The sequence below is a fragment of the Citrobacter gillenii genome (assembly GCF_013337685.1).
Taxonomy (GTDB): domain Bacteria; phylum Pseudomonadota; class Gammaproteobacteria; order Enterobacterales; family Enterobacteriaceae; genus Citrobacter; species Citrobacter gillenii.
In genome coordinates this window covers 290,451-313,001 of sequence record NZ_SUQN01000005.1, presented here as the reverse complement: position 1 = coordinate 313,001, position 22,551 = coordinate 290,451, and the positions used below count along the sequence as shown (strand labels likewise).

The 22,551-nt window shown below is 50.5% G+C and carries 22 protein-coding genes and 1 pseudogene; 9 read left to right on the top strand and 14 right to left on the bottom strand.

Features of this window, described 5'->3' with window-relative positions; all coding sequences use genetic code 11:
- Position 1: 1 nt before the first annotated feature.
- From ydjG to FCH32_RS13720, 6 genes are read right to left on the bottom strand one after another with little or no spacing between them, the layout of a single operon-like run.
- The gene (ydjG, locus tag FCH32_RS13745) at positions 2-985 is read right to left on the bottom strand and encodes an NADH-dependent methylglyoxal reductase (RefSeq protein WP_174361043.1); all 984 of its coding nucleotides are present in this window, start codon (positions 983-985) and stop codon (positions 2-4) included.
- A gap of 9 nt (positions 986-994) precedes the next feature.
- Positions 995-1,942, bottom strand: coding sequence for a carbohydrate kinase family protein (locus tag FCH32_RS13740; protein WP_174361042.1), 948 nt, complete (start codon positions 1,940-1,942; stop codon positions 995-997).
- A gap of 4 nt (positions 1,943-1,946) precedes the next feature.
- Complete coding sequence (locus FCH32_RS13735) at positions 1,947-2,783, bottom strand: ketose-bisphosphate aldolase (RefSeq protein WP_137399337.1); 837 nt, start codon at positions 2,781-2,783, stop codon at positions 1,947-1,949.
- Between the two features lie 24 nt (positions 2,784-2,807).
- Positions 2,808-3,851, bottom strand: coding sequence for an NAD(P)-dependent alcohol dehydrogenase (locus tag FCH32_RS13730; protein ID WP_174361041.1), 1,044 nt, complete (start codon positions 3,849-3,851; stop codon positions 2,808-2,810).
- Positions 3,852-3,868: 17 nt separating this feature from the next.
- Entirely contained in the window at positions 3,869-5,248 is a 1,380-nt protein-coding gene (locus FCH32_RS13725) for an MFS transporter (RefSeq protein ID WP_174361040.1), read from the bottom strand.
- Between the two features lie 26 nt (positions 5,249-5,274).
- Entirely contained in the window at positions 5,275-6,351 is a 1,077-nt protein-coding gene (locus FCH32_RS13720; protein ID WP_174361039.1) for a zinc-binding dehydrogenase, read from the bottom strand.
- Between the two features lie 297 nt (positions 6,352-6,648).
- Between FCH32_RS13720 and chiD the strand changes: the two genes are divergently transcribed.
- Positions 6,649-7,902, top strand: coding sequence for a chitinase ChiD (chiD, locus tag FCH32_RS13715; RefSeq protein ID WP_146716735.1), 1,254 nt, complete (start codon positions 6,649-6,651; stop codon positions 7,900-7,902).
- Positions 7,903-7,995: 93 nt separating this feature from the next.
- Positions 7,996-8,340, top strand: a complete 345-nt coding sequence (yajD, locus tag FCH32_RS13710) for an HNH nuclease YajD (RefSeq protein WP_003030690.1) — start codon at positions 7,996-7,998, stop codon at positions 8,338-8,340.
- Positions 8,341-8,401: 61 nt separating this feature from the next.
- On the opposite strand, the gene FCH32_RS13705 is transcribed toward yajD, so the two are convergent.
- Both FCH32_RS13705 and msrB read right to left on the bottom strand, forming a co-directional pair.
- Entirely contained in the window at positions 8,402-8,677 is a 276-nt protein-coding gene (locus tag FCH32_RS13705; RefSeq protein WP_115258693.1) for a YeaC family protein, read from the bottom strand.
- Positions 8,678-8,718: 41 nt separating this feature from the next.
- Positions 8,719-9,132 carry a peptide-methionine (R)-S-oxide reductase MsrB gene (gene msrB / locus FCH32_RS13700; protein ID WP_170974177.1) on the bottom strand — a complete coding sequence of 138 codons (414 nt, stop codon included), beginning with the start codon at positions 9,130-9,132 and terminating at the stop codon, positions 8,719-8,721.
- Positions 9,133-9,473: 341 nt separating this feature from the next.
- Here msrB and gapA point away from each other — a divergent pair, with 341 nt between their 5' ends.
- Together gapA and FCH32_RS13690 are read left to right on the top strand one after the other, a co-directional pair.
- Positions 9,474-10,469 (top strand): glyceraldehyde-3-phosphate dehydrogenase, encoded by a 996-nt coding sequence (gene gapA / locus FCH32_RS13695; protein ID WP_096757311.1) that lies wholly within the window; start codon positions 9,474-9,476, stop codon positions 10,467-10,469.
- 76 nt (positions 10,470-10,545) lie between these two features.
- On the top strand, positions 10,546-11,430 hold the full coding sequence (locus FCH32_RS13690) for a D-hexose-6-phosphate mutarotase (RefSeq protein ID WP_174361038.1): 885 nt from the start codon (positions 10,546-10,548) through the stop codon (positions 11,428-11,430).
- A gap of 36 nt (positions 11,431-11,466) precedes the next feature.
- On the opposite strand, the gene FCH32_RS13685 is transcribed toward FCH32_RS13690, so the two are convergent.
- Both FCH32_RS13685 and FCH32_RS13680 read right to left on the bottom strand, forming a co-directional pair.
- Positions 11,467-12,321: an aldo/keto reductase gene (locus FCH32_RS13685; RefSeq protein ID WP_174361037.1), complete on the bottom strand. Its 855-nt coding sequence runs from the start codon at positions 12,319-12,321 to the stop codon at positions 11,467-11,469.
- Positions 12,322-12,486: 165 nt separating this feature from the next.
- The gene (locus FCH32_RS13680; protein WP_115258696.1) at positions 12,487-13,233 is read right to left on the bottom strand and encodes a MipA/OmpV family protein; all 747 of its coding nucleotides are present in this window, start codon (positions 13,231-13,233) and stop codon (positions 12,487-12,489) included.
- A 433-nt stretch (positions 13,234-13,666) separates the two neighbouring features.
- Here FCH32_RS13680 and yeaG point away from each other — a divergent pair, with 433 nt between their 5' ends.
- A complete protein-coding gene (yeaG, locus tag FCH32_RS13675) occupies positions 13,667-15,601 on the top strand; it encodes a protein kinase YeaG (RefSeq protein WP_096757315.1) in 1,935 nt (644 codons plus the stop codon).
- A gap of 122 nt (positions 15,602-15,723) precedes the next feature.
- Positions 15,724-17,001: a YeaH/YhbH family protein gene (locus tag FCH32_RS13670; protein ID WP_096757316.1), complete on the top strand. Its 1,278-nt coding sequence runs from the start codon at positions 15,724-15,726 to the stop codon at positions 16,999-17,001.
- Positions 17,002-17,087: 86 nt separating this feature from the next.
- Here FCH32_RS13670 and FCH32_RS13665 read toward each other — a convergent pair whose 3' ends face one another.
- From FCH32_RS13665 to FCH32_RS13655, 3 genes are read right to left on the bottom strand one after another with little or no spacing between them, the layout of a single operon-like run.
- Positions 17,088-17,720 (bottom strand): CatB-related O-acetyltransferase, encoded by a 633-nt coding sequence (locus tag FCH32_RS13665; protein ID WP_170973041.1) that lies wholly within the window; start codon positions 17,718-17,720, stop codon positions 17,088-17,090.
- Between the two features lie 38 nt (positions 17,721-17,758).
- Positions 17,759-18,169, bottom strand: coding sequence for a hemerythrin domain-containing protein (locus tag FCH32_RS13660; protein WP_117342968.1), 411 nt, complete (start codon positions 18,167-18,169; stop codon positions 17,759-17,761).
- Positions 18,170-18,182: 13 nt separating this feature from the next.
- Positions 18,183-18,953, bottom strand: a complete 771-nt coding sequence (locus tag FCH32_RS13655; protein ID WP_115258699.1) for a class I SAM-dependent methyltransferase — start codon at positions 18,951-18,953, stop codon at positions 18,183-18,185.
- A gap of 177 nt (positions 18,954-19,130) precedes the next feature.
- Between FCH32_RS13655 and dgcJ the strand changes: the two genes are divergently transcribed.
- The 3 genes from dgcJ (at position 19,131) to FCH32_RS13640 (ending at position 21,761) form a co-directional block, all read left to right on the top strand.
- Complete coding sequence (dgcJ, locus tag FCH32_RS13650) at positions 19,131-20,621, top strand: diguanylate cyclase DgcJ (protein WP_096757320.1); 1,491 nt, start codon at positions 19,131-19,133, stop codon at positions 20,619-20,621.
- A gap of 45 nt (positions 20,622-20,666) precedes the next feature.
- Complete coding sequence (locus tag FCH32_RS13645) at positions 20,667-21,170, top strand: YbaK/prolyl-tRNA synthetase associated domain-containing protein (RefSeq protein ID WP_174361036.1); 504 nt, start codon at positions 20,667-20,669, stop codon at positions 21,168-21,170.
- 144 nt (positions 21,171-21,314) lie between these two features.
- Positions 21,315-21,761, top strand: coding sequence for a DUF441 domain-containing protein (locus FCH32_RS13640; protein ID WP_016152803.1), 447 nt, complete (start codon positions 21,315-21,317; stop codon positions 21,759-21,761).
- Here FCH32_RS13640 and FCH32_RS13635 read toward each other — a convergent pair.
- Positions 21,744-22,536 (bottom strand): annotated as a pseudogene (locus tag FCH32_RS13635) (AraC family transcriptional regulator); the annotation flags it as partial. The gene FCH32_RS13640 and the pseudogene FCH32_RS13635 sit on opposite strands and share 18 nt — an antisense overlap.
- Positions 22,537-22,551: the final 15 nt, after the last annotated feature.

Here is a 22,551-nt window from a genome sequence, read left to right as displayed (position 1 = left end):
CCTATTTATTATTCAATGCTTCTGCCATTTCTCGCATCAATAAAGAATCCGCGTCGGTTAACGCGATCGTCAGGGCGTCGACGTTTTCACGAACCTGCTCTGGCGCCGTCGCTCCGCTTAACAGGGTGATTAAATCACTTTGCTTTAAAATCCACGCCAGCGCCAGCGCCGGGATTGTGCAGCGGTATTTAGCACACAGCGGTTGCCAGCGTTCTAGCATGTCAATCACGCGCAGCATATTTTCGCGCTGGAACCAGACTTTGTTAGCCCGCGCGCCGCCGGGAACATAATCCCGTGTGATAGTTCCGGTCAGCAGCCCCTGTTCCAGCGGGGAATAGACCTGAACCACAATGCCGTGCCGCTGACAGAGCGGCAGCAGCTCAGTTTCCAGCGCCCGGTCGAGGATGCTGTACTTAGCCTGCACGATATCCAGCTCGCCGTGTTTTACGTACTCCCGAATATGCTCAGCATCTACGTTCGCCGCGCCGATAGAACGGATTTTCCCTTCTTTCTTGAGCACGTTGAGCGTATCGACCGTTTCCGCAATCGGTGTAAAACAAGGCTCTACCGACTGCCAGTGGGTCATATAAATATCAATGCTGTCGATACCGAGCCGTTGCAGGCTGGCGTCCACCTCCTCACGAATCGACTCGGGCGTGAGATTTTTATACAGCTGGCGTTCGCCCACTTTATTGAACAGGCTACCTTCCCGCTCCCAGACAATGCCGCATTTGGTTTCGACAACAATCTCGTTGCGCGGCAGTTTTTTCAGCGCCTGCCCCACAATCTTCTCGCTATTACCGAAGTTGTAGCCCGGTGCGGTATCAATCAGATTAATGCCGCAACGATGCGCTTCGATAATGGTGTCGATGCAAACCTGCAAATCAAGATCGCCGTTCCATGCCGGGCCGCCACCGATGGCCCAGGTGCCCAGTCCCATGCGGGAAAGCGTAATATCCGTACTGCCTAAAGGAATCATTTTCATCTGCCGCTATTACCCTTCGTATTCGTCGAGAAGTTGGTCAACCAGTTTTCTGTTTTTCACGCCCGTCGTAGCGCCCACGCTGAGTACCGATATCGCTGCCGTCGCGTTAGCAAACAGCGCACAGTCGCGTAGCGGTTTGCCTTCAAGCAGCGCAGAGATAAACCCCGAAGCGAAATTATCGCCCGCACCGATGGTGTCGATAGCGGTAATTCCCGAAACCGCAGGTACCGCCATTTTCATATCAGCACGCTTGATAAAGCAGCCTTTCTTACCGGTTTTAATCACTACCGTTTTCACACCGCAGTGCAGAAAACTGTCTGCTATCTCATCCAGCGTCTCTTTCCCGGTTAGCAGTTTCGCCTCGTCGACATTGGGAAACAGATAATCGACATAGCTCAGCGCTTCGCGAATATCGTCCAGCGTTTCATTAAGCCGCGGCTTAATCATGTCGGCACAAATGATCAACTGATGCTTTTTGGCCTGAATAAATATCTCCGTTAACGCTTTGCCGTCCAACAAGGGACTATTAAAGATGCTTGCCAGCGATAGCAGCTTTGCCTGCGAGAAACGGTCAAAATCGACATCGCTAATATTCAGTTTCCACAGGCTGCCGTTGCAGTTAGTCACAAAGGTGCGTTCGCCATCGGCGGTCACTAAGCCCACGTTAATAGAAGTATCAATATCCGCGTCCTGTTTCAGACTCTGGATATCAATATTCTCGCATCGACAGTGGTCGAGAATAAAATTCCCGGCGGCATCATTACCTACCCGACTGATTAACGCGGTGCGATGACCGAGGCGAGAAATAATCGTCGCTTCATTAATCGCATCTCCCCCGGTGGTCATGGCAATACGTTCTAACGGATAAGAGTCTACATCAAAGATATTTTTACTTACCGGCTGCAAGGGAATATCAACAATGGCTGCCCCTATACAAATAACCTCGATTCTATCCATATTGTCATTCCGCTTTACCGTCTGAACCAAACAGTTTGATTTTCTCCAGCGCGCGCTCTTTTACAGCTTTACGTACTTCACGCTCGACGTGCAGGAACGGCTGGTCCTGGTTTTCTTGCACCGCGACCATCGCGGCCTGACACAGTTCAGTGTGGATATTGATTTTCGAAATACCTAATGAAATGGCTTTCTTAATATCCGCATCACTGATGCCGGAAGCGCCGTGCAGCACCAGCGGCACAGATACCGCCTGACGTACGCGTTTAACCACGTCAAAGTTCAATTTCGGTTCGGAGGTATAGACGCCGTGCTGGTTACCAATCGCTACCGCCAGCGAGTCGCAGCCGGTACGTTCAACGAACTCAGCCGCCTGGCTTGGGTCGGTGTAGTGATAGCCGGCCAGCGCTTCTTCGTAGACCGTTTCATTACCCACGTGCCCCAACTCGGCTTCCACCGGAATACCCAGCGGATGGAAGAAATCGACCGCCTCTTTGGTCAGGCGAATATTTTCCTCGAAATCAAAAGCGGAAGCATCACGCATCAGCGAGTTCATGCCGTGGGTCCAGGCGTTATGGATAATCTCCATACTGCGCCCGTGATCCCAGTGGGTAATCACCGGCACCGCCGCCTTTTTCGCCATGGAAACCATCATATGCGAAAAATCTTCAAACGAGGTATTACCGACAAACCCGGTGCCGAATGAGATAATGACCGGCGATTTTGCCTCTTCCGCCGCATCAATTACCCCCATTAACATTTCCGCATTCCACACGTTAAAGTGAGCGATAGCGTAATGTTTATCCTGAGCATCATTTTCCCAATATTTAATATCTGCTAGCATGGTTATTTCTCCCTTTTCAATTAATTAATGATTAATTTTAATAACGCCTTTAATAATGTCGCGTTTGTTATTAACGGATTCATCAAACGCGCGTTGCACATCTTCATAATCGTAAATATGCGTCACCATCGACTTCACATCGAAACGACCAGAGGAGATAGCCTCAATGGTGACCGGATAGCGGTTGGCATAGCGGAAAACGGTCTGAATCGAGACTTCACGGTTAATTTTGAGGAAATTAATTGCCGAATCACCGGACACCGTGCCGACGATCATGATTTTGCCGCCGCGCATCACCAGATACGGGGCCTGCTTGACGGTGATCGCCGAGCCTGCGGTTTCAAAAACAATGTCGGCCCCCATATCGCCAGAGAACTGCTGGCAGCGGACAACCGTGTCCTCTTTAGCTCCGTTGATGACGGTCGTCGCCCCAAGTTGCTCGGCCATAGCCAGGCGTTTTTCCAGCACATCAACGACGGCAATATCGGTTGCGCCCAGGCATTTACAGGCTTGCAGAGTCATTAAGCCGATACAGCCTGCCCCCAGAATGACGATTTTCTTACCCGGTTTAACATCTGCCAGCATCGCAGCGTGCATCCCCACTGCCGCAGGCTCTACCAGCGCCCCTTCCAGGGTGTCCATATTGTCGGGCAGCTTGTAGGTGAAGCTCTCCGGATGGCACAGATAGTGGGTTAGCGCACCACGATAGTTTGGCTGGGTGGCCATAAAATCGACGTCCGGGCAGATGTTGTATTTCCCTTCCAGACAATAACGACAGTGACCGCACGGCACGCCAGGCTCGATATTGACCCGGTCGCCGGGTTTGAATTTGGATACGCGGTTCCCTACCTCCACCACGGTACCTGCACATTCGTGCCCGAGACCGATTTCCTGATTCGGATCTTTCGGCGGAATAAAAGGGCCCGATTCAAAACCGTGAACATCTGAGCCGCAAATACCGACGTATTCAATTTTAATCAGCACTTCATGCTCTTTCGGTACCGGCATATCGGCGGTAATAATTTTCATCGTGCCGGGTGTTTTTAATATTGCTTTTGAATTTTGCATTTTCTTTCCCATCAATATTATTTGCTGGTCGCGGCATCAATACCGAGACTTTCGACAGAGACGCCTTTGGTTTCAATTCCGATAGTAGCAATGGCGATGGCGACAATAATGGATACCGCCCCCAGCAGCACAAATACCCCCGTCACACCGTAACCGTTAAGCAGTACGGCTACCGCGTAAGGTGCGGCGATACCGCTGATGCGCCCTACCGCATTTGCCAGTCCGGAGCCACGCAGTTTTGCTTCGGTCGGCCATATTTCCGGAACATACACCGCCGAAGCGTAGCAAACATACATATACACAAAGGTAATCAGGAAGAAGCCAATTAACGTAATTAGCAGCATGCTGGTTTGCAGTGAGTAGATATATCCCAGCACAGCGATTAAAACTAACAAGCCCACACCCATGGTCTTTCTGGGAATTTTATCCATCACCAGCATGGCGATAAATATTCCAAACGGCGCACCGAACATACTCATGGTATTTAAAACAATGGAATCTTTTAGGTTAATACCCTGAGTCATAAATATCGTCGGTAGCCAGTTAATTAAGGTGTACTGCACGACATTCATGGCAATCAGAACGAAGGAACCTAAAATAACGCGCTTGAGTAATACGCCGGTTAATAGAGCCGAATATGGGACAGAGCGTGGGGGCTTACCGTCATCTTCTATCACCACCGGCGGCAGCGGTTTACCCGTCTGCTGAACCACGCCCTCCTCAATGGCCCGCATCACCTTTTCAGCCTCCTGATAGCGCCCACGAGACTCCAGCCAGCGAGGCGACTCGGGGAACCAGCGCCAGGCAATAGCGGTTGCAATCAGCGACAGCACCGCCGGGATCAGCAGTTGCACGCGCCAGTTCCATTCAGCACTGATTAACGGCGTCAGCCCCATTGCAATCAGCGAGCACAGCGGATAAGACCAGTTACCGATAAACGAGACCCTACTGGACCAGGTACCGCGATTTCTGCCAGGCATATATTCGGTGAACCCGGCAAATAAGGTCACCAGAAGCGCGCCTAATCCCACCCCCATGACAAAACGGCAGGCGATCAGGAAGGCCATATTTGGCGAAAACGCCCCCACGACCATGGCAATAATATGAATCGTTTCATACAGGATAAAGGCATTTTTGCGCCCGGTTTTATCCCCGATAATTCCCCCGGCAAGCGCGCCAAGAAACATGCCCGCCGTGGTAATTGCAGAAAACGTGGCGGTAGTGGAATTATCGGTCCAGCCCAGTTCTTTTAACTGTGCGAGAATTAATCCGCCGACGGCATTGCTCCAGCACACCAGTAATCCAAAGGCGACCATGGCAAACATCGATGAATGCCAGCGACAGTCAGGCAGCCTGTCCAACCTGGCGCCGCAGTGCGGTTTTGTTATTTTTTCCATGCGATAACGTTCCTTTAATAAATAGGTTATTCATCAAAGTCGTAAGTCATGATCACTTTAATCGCGGTTTTATCGACCATAGCGTCAAACCCTTCGCGCCATTGTGAGAGGCCAATACGGTGAGTGATCATCGGTTTAACTTTGATCGCGCCGCTGGCCAGCAGGCGAATCGCGTTGCGCCAGGACGTGGAGTCATAGGCCATATGACCGATGATGCTTTTGTTCCACGCCGTGATGTCGTTGATGGAGAAATCGAGCGGTTTAAAGCCCATACCCACGCGGACGACTTCACCGTTTGGACGCAGCATTTCGATCGATTGTTTGAGGGCGATATTGGCACCGGAGCATTCGATGACCAGCCCCAGATTGTCTTTCCCGCAGATTTCCTGGCAGCGCGTGACCACATCTTCGGTCGAACCGTTGACTACCGCCGTCGCACCCAATTCTTTGGCGATTGGGAAACGCACCGCAACGTCCTCTTCCAGCCCGACCATCACGATATTGACGGCCCCCATAATGCGCGCCATCTGGACCGAGAAGAGGCCTAATGGACCGGTACCGAAGACCACCACATCCTGACCGGGAAGGAATTTTGATTGCTGAGCGATAGATTTATAAGCGTTGCAGATAGGGTCCAGCACCGCAGCTTCTTCATAATCAACACCCTGCGGGATTTCCCACAGCGCGTGACGGTGAATTTTGAGGATCTCACCCGGTACCAGACAGTATTTTGAAAATCCACCGCCCCAGGTATTGTTATCCAGACCCAAATTCACTTTTTCTGTACAACACAGAAAATCACCTTGTTCACAGGCCGGACAAACGCCGCAGACGTGCCCACTATTGTCAGAAACCACCCGCTGGCCAACTTTCCAGTCCTTGACCTTTTCCCCTACCTGCACAATATTGCCGGCAAATTCGTGACCGCGAACGGAGTTGAACTGATCGGAACCGCTGTCGACGTTGTAGTGTTTCATATCCGCACCGCAGATAGCCGCCGCTTTGATTTCAATCACTACGTCATCCGGACCACATACTGGTTCCGGCACGTCAATCATCTTATAGCCGCCAAAGGCCTTACCAAATCTTGCCAGTGCTTTCATTGCATCTTCCTTTGTGTTTAGTTTTGCATCAGTGGCACCAATACTTAACCACGCCATCTTCAAGGTCAACATAAAATCTTTAAAACAAAGATAATGATCTGCATTTCACAACTCAGATCACAAATAGAAGTGAACATATCCCAAATTTCAAAGGACCATGGAAGCCGCTTCGCTAAACATGGCGTGAACCCCTTCGCATTTTTCCTTTTTGTAAACTGCTAGCCTGCGAGAGCTGTTTTTTTCGCCACGCCATTATCGTGGCGTGTTTGCTTGTTTAAATGTCAAAGAGGAACACCGATGAAACTTTTGCCTTTGCTGGCAGCATTACCCCTGCTCTGCGCGAGCGTTGTGTCCGCTAATACCCTGATGTCTGTCGGTTACTTTAACGGCGGTGGCGATGTTACTGCCGGTCCCGGTGGCGATATTGATAAACTGGACGTCCGCCAGATTACCCATCTCAATTACTCCTTTGGTCTGGTCTACAACAACGAAAAAGACGAAACCAATGACGCATTAAAAGATGCCAGCAAGCTGCATCAGATTTGGCTGTCGCCAAAAGTACAGGCTGATTTGCAGAAGATCCCCACATTGCGTAAGCAAAACCCTAACCTGAAAGTGCTGCTTTCTGTGGGTGGCTGGGGGGCGCGCGGATTCTCAGGTGCGGCGGCAACCAAAGAAACGCGAGCAGTGTTTATTCGGTCCGTACAGGAGATTGTGAAGAAATATGGCCTGGATGGTATCGATCTCGACTGGGAGTACCCGGTAAACGGTGCATGGGGACTGGTCGATAGCCAACCCGCCGATCGGGATAACTTTACCTCGCTACTGAAAGAACTGCGTAGCGCAATGGGCCAGCAAAAACTGGTCACCATTGCCGTGGGCGCAAACGCGGATAGCCCGAAAAGCTGGGTGGACATGAAGGCGATAGCCCCGTCGCTCGATTACATCAATCTGATGACCTATGACATGGCTTACGGCACTCAGTACTTCAACGCCAATCTCTATGATTCAACACAATGGCCAACGGTGGCGGCGGCAGATAAATACAGCGCCGATTTTGTGGTTAGTAACTATCTTGCCGCAGGATTAAAACCGAGCCAGATGAACCTGGGAATTGGTTTCTATGGCCGGGTGCCTAAACGCGCCGTCGAGCCAGGGATTGACTGGAGCAAACCCGATGCGCAGAAAAATCCGGTCACCCAGCCCTACTTCAGCGCCCAGCAAATTGAACTGTTCAAATCACTGGGCGTGGATCTGACCAAAGATACCTATGTGAAATACAACGACATTGTGGCGAAGCTCATCAACGATCCGCAAAAACGCTTTACCCAGCACTGGGATGATGAAGCAAAAGTGCCATGGCTGTCGGTGCAGTCGGCTGACGGCAAAGCGCTGTTTGCCCTTTCTTACGAGAACCCACGATCGGTGGCAATCAAAGCAGACTACATCAAGAGCAAGGGGCTGGGCGGGGCCATGTTCTGGGAGTATGGCGCGGACGATAAAAACCAACTGGCTAAGCAGTTGGCTGAGTCGTTAGGGATTAAACACTGATCCCCACGTCGTGCACAATAGGTTATGATTATCACCATCTGCTGCGCCTGACGTTGGCGCAGCTTTTCATATTCTACAGGAGCACGAGGTTTTATGGCTTTTATCCCTAAAAATTACGCCCGTCTGGAAGTCGGATACCGGGAAAAGGCGCTTAAACTGTTCCCCTGGGTCTGCGGGCGCTGTTCGCGCGAGTTCGTGTATTCCAACCTGCGCGAGCTGACGGTACACCATATCGATCATGACCATTCCAATAACCCGGAAGATGGCAGTAACTGGGAGATGTTATGCCTGTATTGCCACGATCATGAGCACTCGAAATACACGGAAGTGGATCAGTATGGTTCTACCGTGGTAGCGGGCGAAGATGCGCAGAAAGACGTCGGCGAGGCGAAATACAACCCGTTTGCCGACCTTAAGGCGATGATGAACAAGAAGTAAGACTTTGCAGGTCCGTTACGGTAAGCCGTGCCGGACCTGCGAATTCATGTTGTTTCCACAATCAGGATTTGAACGTCGCAATCGGCTCAGGCGTTATCCCAAATTCAACTTTCAGCTGCTGCTTACTCTTCATGACCATCTCACCGTTGGTGTCGATAGTCATATGCTGCGCATCGATATTGTTACGCGCCTGCCATAACATCACCAGTTGCATGCTGTTCTCTTTTTGTTCTGCCGTCAGCGCGACGCCATCCGGCCATTTTCCCAGCTCAACGGCCGTCGATAAGCGCTGATAAACTTCCGGCGTCATGCTGTTAATCATCTCATCAAGATTCATCTTAAACCCACTCCCGTAGAATAATTTGCTGAATCGTTTCTTCAGCCTTTAGTCTGCTCACCGTTTTCATCGTCGGTAAAGTTCAAAGACGCTGAGTTGACGCAGTAGCGTTCACCGGTAGGTTTTGGACCATCCGGGAAGACATGTCCCAGATGCGCATCACAGTTGCCGCAACGAATTTCAATGCGCTGCATGCCGTGTGACGTATCCTTAATGTAACGAATCGCCTCTTCACTGACAGGCTCGTAAAAGCTAGGCCAGCCGCAGCCAGAATCATATTTTGTATCAGAACGAAACAGCGGTTTGTCACAGATCAGGCAGTGGTAAACACCGTCCCGCTTGTTATGCAGCAAACGCCCGGTAAATGGCGGTTCTGTCCCATGGTTTTGTGTCACGTAGAACTGCATTTCGGATAAATTTTTCTTTAGGTCTTCTGGAGAAGGTTGATTAGCCATTTGCTCACATCTCGCTTTATCTAAACTCACATTGCGAGACAGATTCTAACAAAACATTAACACCGCAGGGCGAACTTTTGTTCTAAACTTGATCATTGCGAAATGGCAGCCTATAAATCGTGATAGCAATCACGTTTTTATCTTGATTGCCCTTTAAAATTCGGGCCGCCGCCCCCATGTGGTTTCAAGCCCAAAGGAAGAGTGAGGCGAGTCAGTTGCGCAAAGCTTAGGCAGCAGATTGATTTGTCGCAATGATTGACACGATTCCGCTTGACGCTGCGTAAGGTTTTTGTAATTTTACAGGCAACCTTTTATTCACTAACAAATAGCTGGTGGAATATATGACTATCAAAGTAGGTATCAACGGTTTTGGCCGTATCGGTCGCATTGTTTTCCGTGCTGCTCAAGAACGTTCTGACATCGAGATCGTTGCAATCAACGACCTGTTAGACGCTGACTACATGGCTTACATGCTGAAATATGACTCCACTCACGGCCGTTTCAACGGTACCGTTGAAGTGAAAGACGGTCATCTGATCGTAAACGGTAAAAAAATCCGTGTTACCGCTGAACGTGATCCGGCTAACCTGAAATGGGACGAAGTTGGTGTTGACGTAGTTGCTGAAGCTACTGGCCTGTTCCTGACAGACGAAACCGCTCGTAAGCACATCACTGCTGGCGCGAAAAAAGTGGTTCTGACTGGCCCGTCCAAAGACAACACTCCGATGTTTGTTAAAGGCGCTAACTTTGACAAATACGAAGGTCAGGACATCGTTTCTAACGCTTCCTGCACCACTAACTGCCTGGCTCCGCTGGCTAAAGTTATCAACGACAACTTCGGTATTATCGAAGGTCTGATGACTACCGTTCACGCGACCACCGCGACTCAGAAAACCGTTGATGGCCCGTCTCACAAAGACTGGCGCGGCGGTCGTGGCGCAGCACAGAACATCATCCCGTCCTCTACCGGTGCTGCTAAAGCAGTAGGTAAAGTACTGCCAGAACTGAATGGCAAACTGACTGGTATGGCGTTCCGCGTTCCTACTCCGAACGTATCCGTAGTTGACCTGACCGTTCGTCTGGAAAAAGCTGCTTCTTACGAAGAAATTAAGAAAGCAATCAAAGCTGCTTCCGAAGGCCCGATGAAAGGCGTTCTGGGTTACACCGAAGACGACGTTGTATCTACCGATTTCAACGGTGAAGTTTGCACTTCCGTGTTCGATGCTAAAGCAGGTATCGCACTGAACGACAACTTCGTGAAACTGGTATCCTGGTACGACAACGAAACCGGCTACTCAAACAAAGTTCTGGATCTGATTGCTCACATCTCCAAATAAGTTGAGATGAAAATCTGATCCAAAAAGGCGACCTCGGTCGCCTTTTTTTATGGTTTTCAACATCAAGGATTGCATCATGATTAATAAAATTTTTGCACTTCCGATAATCGAACAAATTTCCCCTGTCCTCTCCCGTCGTCAGTTGGATGAACTGGAGGTCGTGGTGGTCGATCACCCGCAGGTGAAAGCCTCTTTCGCCCTACAGGGCGCGCATCTTCTGTCATGGAAACCGACCGGCGAAGATGAGGTCCTGTGGTTAAGCAACAATACGCCGTTTAAAACGGGCGTAGCGCTGCGTGGTGGCGTCCCTATTTGCTGGCCATGGTTTGGCCCGGCGGCACAGCCAGGACTTCCCTCCCACGGTTTTGCCCGTAATCTGCCGTGGACGCTGAAAGCGCACAACGAAGATGATAGCGGTGTGGTTCTGACGTTTGAACTGCAAAGCAGTGCTGAAACGCGTCAGCTTTGGCCGCATGAGTTTACGCTGTTAGCGCGTTTCAAAGTGGGTGCTACCTGTGAAATAGAACTGGAAGCCCACGGTGAATTTGAAACCACCTCCGCGCTGCACACCTATTTTAACGTCGGTGACATTGCAGCGGTGAAAGTGAGTGGCCTTGGTGACCGTCTGATCGATAAAGTTAACGATGCGAAAGAAGATGTCCTGGATGACGGTATCCAGACGTTCCCGGACCGCACCGACCGCGTGTATCTGAACCCGGAAGCGTGCAGCGTCATCCATGACGATTCACTGAACCGCAACATCGACGTCGTACACCATCACCATCTGAACGTTGTCGGCTGGAACCCAGGGCCTGCCCTGTCTGTCAGCATGGGTGACATGCCGGACGACGGGTACAAAACATTTGTCTGCGTAGAAACCGCTTACGCGACCGCGCCGCAGAAAACCACCACTGAGAAACCTTCTCGCCTGGCACAAACAATTCGTGTTGCTAAGCGCTAAGATTTTGCCAGTTGCCTGATGGCAACTGGCGTTTTATCAGGCCATATCTAGCGGTGTTTTAGCTGCAGGGGCAGGAAAAGCCGAGTCTAACAACATCAACTCCTCGTCAGAAAGCGTCATATTTAGCGCTGCGGCATTCTGTTCAACGTGTGCGACATTTGCCGCCTTCGGAATGGCTATCACTCCCGGTTGTCGAATAACCCACGCCAATAAAATCTGCGCGGCGCTGGCCTTGTGCGCGTGCGCAATCTCACTCACCACCGGATTAGTGAGCAAATCTCTGCGTAAACGCCCCGCCTGGGCCAACGGGCTGTAGGCCATGACCGGTATCTGCCGTTGCTGACACCATGGCAGCAAATCAAACTCAATGCCGCGTGACGCCAGATGATACAGCACCTGATTCGTGGCACACTGCTGTCCACCAGTAACCTCCCATAGCGCCTGCATGTCTTCATAGTCGAGGTTAGAAACGCCCCAGCGGAGGATTTTCCCTTGCGCGATCAACCTTTCCATCGCCTCAACCGTCTCTGCAAATGAAAAATTACCCGTCCAATGCAGTAAGTAGAGATCCAGATAATCGGTCTTCAGTCGCCGCAGGCTCGCTTCGCAGGCCGCGATGGCTTTCTGGCCCCCAGCATTCCAGGGATAAACTTTTGATACCAGAAAAGCGTCATCGCGTCGCCCCAATAACGCCTCGCCGACAATCTCTTCCGCTGCACCATCAGCGTACATTTCTGCAGTATCAATAAGGCGCAAACCCAGATCCAGTCCAGCACGCAGCGCCGCCACTTCAGCTCCCCGGCAATGGGCGTTTTCACCCATATACCACGTCCCCTGCCCGATAGCAGGAAGCGTGGCCTGCCCGGTAAACATCACCTGTTTATCTGTCATCGCACTCTCCTGTATTTTGCACCACAGTAAAGCAAAACAGTGCGCATGTGTCCTGTAATGGTGCACAAATTGCACCATCATCGTTTGGGCTATTTGTTGCCCGGCCTGCCAGCAGACAAAAAAAAGCCCGCTGTAATGCGGGCTTCTGTTTAGAATGGTCAGTTATCAGAACTTGTAGGTAATACCCGTAGAGATCAGACCCGTCCAGGATTTGTCTACCATCGGACTGTCGGTCACTTCATCAGACAGGTGGGTATAACGCGCCGTCGCGTATGCACTCCAGTTGCCGATGAAGTTATAATTTGCGCTCAGCTCCAGGTACGGGCTCCAGCTGCTATTTGGATCGTAGCTACGCAGGCCACTGCGAGAGGATTCATGATGCGATACACCATAATAGTATTCGTTTTGGTTTTCGCTGTTCCACTCGACACCGATCCCCGGCGTCAGCGTCAGGCCACCGTTAGTGTAACGATATAACCACGCCAGATCCCAGACGATACCATTACTGTTGTCCAGCGCGTCTCCCGCAAGGCTGGTGCGCAGGAAGCCGTATTGCGTATTGTGGACGTAAGACAGACCGGCCATCATGGTGCTCTTACGTTTATCCAGTCGACGCAATTGACTGTTATCGCTGTCGCCCGGTTTAAAATACATCGGTGACCAGTAAGCCATGACAGACAACTTATCGGTATTGTCATTCCACAGGTAGTAACCGCCCCCCAGCCCACGGAACCAGAAGTTCTCACTGTCATAGGTCACTACAGGTACCGGGTAAACGTCGTTATCGTATTGTTTATAAGCGTTCTCAACCACACCAACGCCCGCGCCCAGCGACAGGTCGCTTTCTGCTTGTGCTACGCTGGAAGAAGTGGCAATAAGCACGCCAAGTGCCAGAAGTTTGAGTTTGGTCACAGTCCATAATTCCTTATTCAAATGTAAAGCACCCAAAGTGTAACCGTCATTGCGTGACAGCCCAACTATTTTACGTATTCATCTCGTTATGTAACCCTCTAATTTCTCAGCGAGTGATGACATTTTACTTGCAGTCCGATGAACAAGGCATGAATTCCGCCCTATTTCTTTACATAAGATGTCTATTTTTTGCCGATGAGTTATTGATATGCCATTGAAATTCGTTTGCGCGCGCAGGCAAGTTTTGCAAATGCCATCTACGCTTAATTTTAGAAGGTGTATCACCGAATACGTTGATCTTCTGACCATCAAAATGGCATGAGAGTTGCTTATTTTTCCAGCAGCGACGTCGTTCAGTTTACCTCTTCAGGGGCCTCTACTATTCATATGAACGGCTCTTAACATGTGCTAAAAAACGAAAGGACGGCATACCATGAATATATTCGATCACTATCGCCAGCGTTATGAAGCTGCCAAGGACGAAGAGTTCACGCTGCAGGAGTTTCTTACCACTTGTCGGCAAGATCGCAGTGCTTATGCCAACGCGGCAGAGCGGCTATTAATGGCTATTGGTGAGCCTGTCATGGTCGATACTGCCCATGAACCTCGACTTTCTCGACTCTTCTCTAACCGGGTTATTGCACGTTATCCCGCGTTTGAAGAGTTTTACGGCATGGAAGACGCGATTGAACAGATTGTCTCCTATCTGAAGCACGCGGCGCAGGGGCTGGAAGAGAAGAAGCAGATCCTGTATCTGCTGGGGCCTGTAGGGGGAGGAAAATCCTCTCTTGCTGAGCGACTGAAGTCGCTGATGCAGAGGGTACCGATTTATGTCCTGAGCGCCAACGGTGAACGCAGCCCGGTTAACGATCACCCGTTATGCCTGTTTAATCCGCAGGAAGATGCACAAATCCTGGAGAAAGAGTACGGGATCCCACGTCGCTATCTTGGCACCATTATGTCGCCATGGGCCGCGAAGCGTCTGCATGATTTTGGTGGGGACATCACCAAATTCCGCGTGGTTAAAGTGTGGCCGTCTATTCTGGAACAAATCGCTATCGCCAAAACGGAACCGGGCGATGAGAACAACCAGGACATTTCCGCGCTGGTCGGCAAAGTGGATATTCGTAAACTCGAACACCACGCCCAGAACGATCCGGATGCCTACGGCTATTCCGGCGCACTGTGCCGGGCTAACCAGGGGATTATGGAGTTCGTGGAGATGTTTAAAGCACCGATTAAAGTGCTACATCCTCTGCTGACCGCAACGCAGGAAGGTAACTACAACGGGACAGAAGGTATTTCTGCCCTGCCGTTTAACGGCATCATTCTTGCCCACTCAAACGAATCTGAATGGGTGACGTTCCGTAACAACAAAAATAACGAAGCCTTCCTTGACCGCGTATACATCGTGAAGGTTCCGTATTGCTTACGCATTTCCGAAGAGATCAAGATCTACGAGAAATTGCTTAATCACAGTGAATTGACCCACGCGCCGTGCGCACCGGGTACGCTGGAAACGCTGTCTCGCTTTACCATTCTTTCTCGCCTGAAAGAGCCAGAAAACTCGAGCATCTACTCGAAGATGCGCGTTTACGATGGCGAGAGCCTGAAAGACACCGATCCGAAAGCGAAATCCTATCAGGAGTACCGGGATTACGCCGGAGTCGATGAGGGGATGAACGGTCTGTCAACGCGCTTCGCGTTTAAGATCCTCTCCCGCGTGTTTAACTTTGACCATGTAGAAGTGGCAGCCAACCCGGTGCACCTGTTCTATGTTCTGGAGCAGCAGATTGAGCGCGAGCAGTTCCCGCAGGAGCAGTCCGAACGTTATCTCGAGTTCCTGAAAGGTTATCTGATCCCGAAATACGCTGAATTTATTGGCAAAGAGATCCAGACCGCCTATCTGGAATCCTACTCCGAGTATGGACAGAACATTTTTGACCGTTATGTCACCTATGCGGATTTTTGGATCCAGGATCAGGAATACCGTGACCCGGATACCGGTCAGCTGTTTGACCGCGAGTCGCTGAATTCAGAACTGGAAAAAATTGAAAAACCGGCGGGTATCAGCAACCCGAAAGATTTCCGTAATGAGATCGTCAACTTTGTTCTGCGCGCCAGAGCGAATAACAGCGGTCGTAATCCAAACTGGACCAGTTACGAAAAACTGCGCACGGTTATTGAGAAGAAAATGTTCTCCAACACCGAGGAGTTGCTGCCGGTCATTTCGTTTAACGCTAAAACCTCAACTGACGAGCAGAAAAAGCACGACGATTTTGTCGACCGCATGATGGAAAAAGGCTACACGCGTAAACAGGTGCGTTTACTGTGCGAATGGTATTTGCGCGTACGTAAATCGTCTTAACATAAGTGCCCGGTGGCGCATGCGCTTACCGGGCATGCAAAACAATGTTCCGTAGGCCGGATAAGCGCCAGCGCCATCCGGCACTTACAGACATGGCGAACAGTTGGCAGTACGGGGGGCATATGACCTGGTTCATAGACCGACGTCTTAACGGTAAAAACAAGAGCACGGTTAACCGCCAGCGCTTCTTGCGCCGTTATAAATCACAAATTAAACAGTCGATCTCCGAGGCCATTAATAAGCGTTCGGTGACTGATGTCGATAGTGGCGAGTCTGTCTCTATCCCAACCGATGATATTAGCGAACCGATGTTCCATCAGGGGCGTGGAGGCCTGCGCCATCGCGTACATCCGGGTAACGACCATTTTGTGCAGAACGACCGTATAGAACGCCCTCAGGGCGGCGGCGGGGGTTCAGGAAGCGGGCAAGGCCAGGCCAGCCAGGATGGAGAAGGCCAGGATGAGTTCGTGTTTCAAATTTCTAAAGATGAGTATCTGGATCTGCTGTTTGAAGATTTGGCACTGCCGAATCTGAAGCAAAATCAGCAACGTCAGTTAACGGAATACAAAACCCACCGTGCGGGCTTCACCTCCAATGGGGTGCCAGCCAATATCAGCGTGGTGCGTTCCCTGCAAAACTCACTGGCGCGCCGCACGGCGATGACGGCAGGTAAACGTCGGGAGCTGCACGCGCTTGAAGCTGACCTGGAGACCATCGCCAATACAGAACCGGCGCAGTTGCTGGAGGAAGAACGCCTACGCAAAGAGATTGCTGAACTGCGGGCAAAAATTGAACGCGTCCCGTTTATCGATACCTTTGATTTACGCTATAAAAATTATGAAAAACGACCCGATCCTTCCAGCCAGGCGGTGATGTTCTGTCTGATGGACGTTTCCGGCTCGATGGATCAGTCAACGAAAGATATGGCCAAGCGGTTTTACATTCTGCTGTATCTGTTCTTAAGCCGTACCTACAAAAACGTGGAAGTGGTTTACATTCGCCACCATACCCAGGCAAAAGAGGTGGACGAGCATGAGTTCTTCTACTCTCAGGAAACCGGGGGCACCATCGTCTCAAGCGCGCTGAAGTTGATGGATGAAGTGGTGAAAGATCGTTACGATCCTGCCCAATGGAATATCTATGCGGCGCAGGCATCAGATGGCGATAACTGGGCGGATGACTCACCGTTGTGCCATGAGATTCTGGCGAAAAAACTGCTGCCGGTGGTGCGATATTATAGCTATATCGAAATCACCCGCCGCGCGCACCAGACCTTATGGCGTGAGTACGAGCATCTGCAATCGACCTTTGATAACTTTGCCATGCAACATATCCGTGACCAGGATGATATCTATCCGGTGTTCCGGGAACTGTTTCATAAGCAGAGTGCCACAAGTTGAGATGAACCATTGACGATCGGCCAGTTACGTACTGTTTCTGGCTGATTTTTCAACATGATACGCCCACTCTACGCACAATTCGCCGTTTACACTTGTCTCTGCCGGGCAACGCTCAACTCCAACGCTGAAATATCGCCAGATGACAACAGCGGTTGCAACGCCACCAGCGTCTCTTCCGCCAGTTGATACAAATCCAGCGCCAGCAATCGTTTAATATCCTCTTCGGGAAGTCGATATCTTATGATCTTCGCCGGATTCCCGCCGACAATCGCATACGGAGGTACATCTTTGGTCACGACAGCACCCGCAGCCACGACAGCGCCTTCTCCAACCGTCACGCCAGGCATAATCATCGCGCGCATACCTAACCAACAGCCATCCTTGAGAACCGTGTCTCCGCGAAACTGGTAGGCATCGTTGATGGACGCCATAAAGGGGTAAAGACTTATCCAGTCCAACCGGTGGGTACTGTTTCCCCCCATAACAATCACGCTCTCGGCACCAATACAGACGAAATTACCGATGATCAACTTATCCAGATGCCCGAGCGGTTCCCACTCTCTGCTAACCTCGTCACCGAGTAAATATCGCACGACTGAAGCCTCAAAGCCTTTATCCCAGCAGTCACTGTAATAACTGTGTGTCCCTTTAATCACGATATTGGGATTCGTCACTGTCTGGTGAAGATATTCCATTCTCGACCAGTGTTTTTCTGACATTCCAGTAGCCCTTTACTCAGTTATGTTCTGAACGCACATTACATCCTTTCTACCAGCGGATAGAAATCTTTATTTTCCCGCTGCATACGCTCAAACACTTTGCGTAATACGGTATTGGCGTCGCGTCTGAACGCCTCGTCATTACCCATCAGCTTGCTGGCAATATTCCAGCGGCGCGAAAACGCATCATACTCACCAACAATATCCGCCATTTCACGTTGAAATTGGGTACTGACCTGTCTGAGTTTACTATTCCCATCCTGTTCAATTTGAGGATAAAGAAACTGATCTTCCGCTGACAGATGCGTTTTAATGATCGCACTCATGCTCACGATCGCCGCAGCAATTTGCTGCGCATTGGATGATACCCCGGACTGACTTAACGTACGTAGAAAAGATATTTTTTCGAGAATATCAACGTGCTGATGTTTCATTTTATCCAGATTCATCCCTTTATCCTTTTTATTTACCCTTTACGGAACAGCAGGCGATATAGTTGAGTTGGTGACGCTGTGCGCGGAAAAAACGGAACATCTTAAGAAAACGCTGGCGATTCTCATGCGTGCGTAGTCCGTTATAAGCAATTTTAAGGGCGCCGTTAAATCCCTCATCACGAATTAACCCCTGCGGCGACATTAGCGACATTTCACCATTTTGCTGTAGCACCTGTTCAAATCCCGCGCCCAGAAATAGATCGCGCCAGCCTTGCTGCGTCAGTGGACTCACATTTGACTTCACAACCTGCTGAAGCTGGTTTTGATCGCCCTCTCCCAGTTTTTGCGCCGTAAACATAATGTCATGGGTTAACAAGCGTCCACCAGGTTTCAGTACCCGATGGTATTCCGCGATCAACTTCGTCTTAGCCTTATCACCGTACATCGTGAGCATGGCTTCATTAATCACCACGTCAAAACTGTTGTCGGCGAAAGGAATAGTATTCGCATTAGCGGCCATGACATGAATGTGATTTTCCAGCCCATGGACAGCGACGTTATTTCTCGCCTTAACCAGCGCATTTTTGTCCATATCAATGGCGTATACAGTGCAGCCAAAGCGTTGCACCAGTTCAATCGCCGTGGTCGCCATGTTACACGCCACTTCAAGCACCTGACTGTCTGACGTCAATTGCGACTGGCTGAACAGCCATTCTGTGGCTTCTATACCCCCCGGGCGCAGGCGGGTTTTCCCCAGGCTGGCCAGAAATGTATGGCCTGCTTTTTCCATCGTACTCATCGGCCTGTCTCCTTTTCTATAAGTTGCATTATAAATACAACATTAAAGATTAAAGGTGAAGAGTACGAATGATTTTTATTACAAAAATAGCCAACAATGGGGCATTCCCATACCGTTAGAGTGGACGTTTAGCGTGTGATAAACTGAAGTATCGGACTTACAGGGCTGAAAAACATTATGAAATTTCATCATAAAGCGCTCCGGCACTTTATCTCCGTAAGCGTTATTGTTTTGACCTCTTCTTTTCTGGTGTACGAACTGATTGCCAGCGATCGGGCAATGAACGCCTATATGCGTTATGTCATTGAGAAAGCCGACTCCTCTTTCCTGTATGATAAATACACTAATCAGAGTATTGCCGCCCATTTAATGCGCCGTTTTTCATCGCCCAAAGCCCCTGTTTCTGCTGAACAACGAAAAGCACTGTGCCAGGCATTTGAGCACGTTAACGGCACGTACGGGCTGAATCTCACCTCACATAGCTACCTGCCGTTACGCGGTACTTTACAGACCCACTCAGCAAACTGTATTGAACAACTTGATGACATATTCTTGTTGCCCGCTTTCGACCAGGCGGTCAACGTCAATCGTGAACTGGTCGATTACGGCCACGGATTAGCCACACTGGAGTATAAATTTCGTTATTACATTGATTTAAATAATAACTATATCTATTTCTACAACCTGATTAACTCTAATCAGTTCACGATGAATCATTGGTCTTTTTTGCAAAAAGGCACGCTGGGAATTCACCAGAACGATATCGATGATGTTTTTACCGGCCGCACCGTCATTTCCAGTATTTATGAGGATGATTTGACGCAAGAAAAAGTCATGAGCTTTATCACCCCGGTCTATTACGCCGGTAAACTCAAAGGCGTCGTGATGGTGGATGTGAACAAGGACAATCTGCGGCATATTTTTTATACCAGCGATCGTCCCCTCGTCTGGCGTTATCTGAACGTCACGTTGTCTGACGTCAGTTCAGGAAAAGAGATCGTCATCAACCAGAGTGAATCAAACCTGTTCCAGTATGTGCAATATGTTAATGATATTCCCGGCGGAATACGGATCACACTCTCCCTTGATTTAATGTACTTTATTGTCTCTTCCTGGAAAATTTTCGCTTTTTACCTGCTGGCAACCGCGCTACTGCTGAATTTGGTCAGAACCCACTTTCGTTTGTATCATAACGTCCGGCGCGAAAATATCAGCGATGCGATGACCGGGTTGTACAACCGTAAAATCTTAACGCCAACGCTTGAACAACGTTTGCAGCAACTGGTCAACGCCGGAACGCGGGTGACATTTATCGCTATTGATTGTGACAAGCTAAAAACCATTAATGACACGCTGGGACACCAGGAAGGCGATCGTATTATCACTATTCTGGCCAAAGCGATTCAAAACGCGATCCGCAAAAGTGATTATGCTATTCGCCTCGGGGGCGATGAGTTCTGCATGATTCTGATCGATTATCCTGCCGAGCTCACTCCTCAGTTGCTGGAACGGATCGACGAGAACTTACATATTATTGCGCCGGGGACCTCCGTTAGCTTTTCCGCCGGCATTTATAATATGCAGCCGGGTGACACCATTAACGATGCTTACAAAGCCTCTGACGCCCAGCTGTATCTCAACAAACAGAAAAAGCACCCTCGTTCGTGATACTTTTTCTGCGCAGGATTTTTATTGTGGTATCAGGAGTAAGACATGACGGAAGTAAATACAGGTAATGTAACCCATCAACGTTTGGTCGCGTTATTGTCGGAACACGGCGCAACGTACCGCGTGGTCAGCCACGACGCCGTCGGCAAATGCGAAGCGGTATCAGAGATTCGTGGCACAGCCTTGGGTCAGGGTGCAAAAGCCCTGGTGTGTAAAGTGAAAGGCAATGGCGTCAATCAGCATGTGCTTGCTATTCTTTCTGCCGATCAACAGGCTGATCTGAGCCAACTCGCCAGCCATCTTGGCGGCTTGAGGGCCTCCCTGGCAAGCCCTGCTGAAGTGGATGAACTGACGGGATGCGTCTTTGGCGCCATTCCTCCCTTCAGCTTCCATCCTCAGCTCAAGCTGGTCGCCGATCCACTCTTGTTCGAGCGTTTTGATGAGATTGCCTTTAACGCTGGGGTGCTGGAAAAATCGGTCATTATGGACACCCAGGATTACCTGCGCATTGCGCAACCGGAGTTAGTCACGTTTCGCCGCACGAAATAACACGCTATAACGCCCCGTTACCGGCACAGAAACGCACGGTTATGCGTTCGCCCAAATAGCATATACATCACTAAAAAAAGCCTGTTCCACCACGCATTTGCGCGTACAGTAAGCAGGCTTATCTTTTTTGGCAAGGAAACTACGATGTTTGATGTCACTCTGCTGATCCTGCTCGGACTGGCAGCTCTGGGCTTTGTCAGCCACAACACCACTGTCGCCGTTTCAATCCTGGTGCTGATTATTGTCCGTGTCACCCCGCTGAACACCTTTTTCCCGTGGATTGAAAAACAGGGCCTGACTGTCGGGATTATTATCCTGACGATTGGCGTGATGGCACCGATCGCCAGCGGAACGCTACCGCCCTCCACGCTCATTCACTCCTTCGTAAACTGGAAGTCACTGGTCGCCATTGCTATCGGCGTATTCGTCTCCTGGCTGGGTGGACGTGGCGTCACGCTGATGGGCAGTCAGCCGCAGTTAGTCGCCGGGTTGCTGGTCGGTACGGTACTGGGCGTTGCGCTGTTTCGCGGCGTCCCTGTGGGGCCGCTCATCGCCGCGGGTCTGGTTTCGCTGATTGTGGGGAAACAGTAGCCAGCCCCGTCAGATAACGGCCTGGGGTTTGACCCAGGCCTTTTTTGAACATGGTGATAAAGGCGGTTGTTGAATCGTAACCCAGCATGTGGGCGACCTGCTGGACGTTACGACCATCAACCAGCGCCTGTAATGCCAGAATTAACTGTAGTTGCTGACGCCAGCGGCGAAAACTCAGCCCGGTCTCTTTCACCACCAGCCGGGCAAGATTGCGTTCGCTCATCGCAAACACGCTAGCCCACTGGCCCAAGGTCTGCCATTGCGCGGGCTCCTGCGCCATCGTTGCGACCATCCTGCGAATTTTCGGATGATCGGAAACCGGCAGCTGCATTTGCTCCTGCGGTTGCTGCGGAAGTTCATCAAACAAGACCTGCGTCAGCCGCTGCGTTGACGGCTCCAGCCGCTGGGCATCGGTTCTGGTCGCCAGCGAAAGAATCAGTTCCCGGCAGAGTGGTGATATTTTCAGCGTGCAGCAACGTTCAGGCATCACCACCGCCTGCGGTTCAATAAACAAAAAACACAGCTCAGCGCCAACGGTGACGTGATTACTGTGAGGGATCTCACCCGGGATCCACACCGCGTACTGGGGTGGCACCATCCACATGGCGTGTTCAACTTCACAGGTAATCGCGCCATGCAATGCCAGGATCAACTGGCCCTTACGGTGCTGATGCAGCGGGCTGAAGAGTTCATCTTCCTGAGCCTGAATACAAAAAGCCACAGCGGCATCGTGATAGCGATCCGGTTCATACCCGTCCAGCCTCAGTCCCAGCATAACGTTGTCCGATTT

Excerpts from the sequence above, each read along its gene's own strand:
- ydjG (WP_174361043.1), bottom strand. The coding sequence starts at position 985 with ATGAAAATGATTCCTTTAGGCAGTACGGATATTACGCTTTCCCGCATG.
- FCH32_RS13740 (WP_174361042.1), bottom strand. The coding sequence starts at position 1,942 with ATGGATAGAATCGAGGTTATTTGTATAGGGGCAGCCATTGTTGATATT.
- FCH32_RS13735 (WP_137399337.1), bottom strand. The coding sequence starts at position 2,783 with ATGCTAGCAGATATTAAATATTGGGAAAATGATGCTCAGGATAAACAT.
- FCH32_RS13730 (WP_174361041.1), bottom strand. The coding sequence starts at position 3,851 with ATGCAAAATTCAAAAGCAATATTAAAAACACCCGGCACGATGAAAATT.
- FCH32_RS13725 (WP_174361040.1), bottom strand. The coding sequence starts at position 5,248 with ATGGAAAAAATAACAAAACCGCACTGCGGCGCCAGGTTGGACAGGCTG.
- FCH32_RS13720 (WP_174361039.1), bottom strand. The coding sequence starts at position 6,351 with ATGAAAGCACTGGCAAGATTTGGTAAGGCCTTTGGCGGCTATAAGATG.
- chiD (WP_146716735.1), top strand. The coding sequence starts at position 6,649 with ATGAAACTTTTGCCTTTGCTGGCAGCATTACCCCTGCTCTGCGCGAGC.
- yajD (WP_003030690.1), top strand. The coding sequence starts at position 7,996 with ATGGCTTTTATCCCTAAAAATTACGCCCGTCTGGAAGTCGGATACCGG.
- FCH32_RS13705 (WP_115258693.1), bottom strand. The coding sequence starts at position 8,677 with ATGAATCTTGATGAGATGATTAACAGCATGACGCCGGAAGTTTATCAG.
- msrB (WP_170974177.1), bottom strand. The coding sequence starts at position 9,132 with ATGGCTAATCAACCTTCTCCAGAAGACCTAAAGAAAAATTTATCCGAA.
- gapA (WP_096757311.1), top strand. The coding sequence starts at position 9,474 with ATGACTATCAAAGTAGGTATCAACGGTTTTGGCCGTATCGGTCGCATT.
- FCH32_RS13690 (WP_174361038.1), top strand. The coding sequence starts at position 10,546 with ATGATTAATAAAATTTTTGCACTTCCGATAATCGAACAAATTTCCCCT.
- FCH32_RS13685 (WP_174361037.1), bottom strand. The coding sequence starts at position 12,321 with ATGACAGATAAACAGGTGATGTTTACCGGGCAGGCCACGCTTCCTGCT.
- yeaG (WP_096757315.1), top strand. The coding sequence starts at position 13,667 with ATGAATATATTCGATCACTATCGCCAGCGTTATGAAGCTGCCAAGGAC.
- FCH32_RS13670 (WP_096757316.1), top strand. The coding sequence starts at position 15,724 with ATGACCTGGTTCATAGACCGACGTCTTAACGGTAAAAACAAGAGCACG.
- FCH32_RS13665 (WP_170973041.1), bottom strand. The coding sequence starts at position 17,720 with ATGTCAGAAAAACACTGGTCGAGAATGGAATATCTTCACCAGACAGTG.
- FCH32_RS13660 (WP_117342968.1), bottom strand. The coding sequence starts at position 18,169 with ATGAATCTGGATAAAATGAAACATCAGCACGTTGATATTCTCGAAAAA.
- FCH32_RS13655 (WP_115258699.1), bottom strand. The coding sequence starts at position 18,953 with ATGAGTACGATGGAAAAAGCAGGCCATACATTTCTGGCCAGCCTGGGG.
- dgcJ (WP_096757320.1), top strand. The coding sequence starts at position 19,131 with ATGAAATTTCATCATAAAGCGCTCCGGCACTTTATCTCCGTAAGCGTT.
- FCH32_RS13645 (WP_174361036.1), top strand. The coding sequence starts at position 20,667 with ATGACGGAAGTAAATACAGGTAATGTAACCCATCAACGTTTGGTCGCG.
- FCH32_RS13640 (WP_016152803.1), top strand. The coding sequence starts at position 21,315 with ATGTTTGATGTCACTCTGCTGATCCTGCTCGGACTGGCAGCTCTGGGC.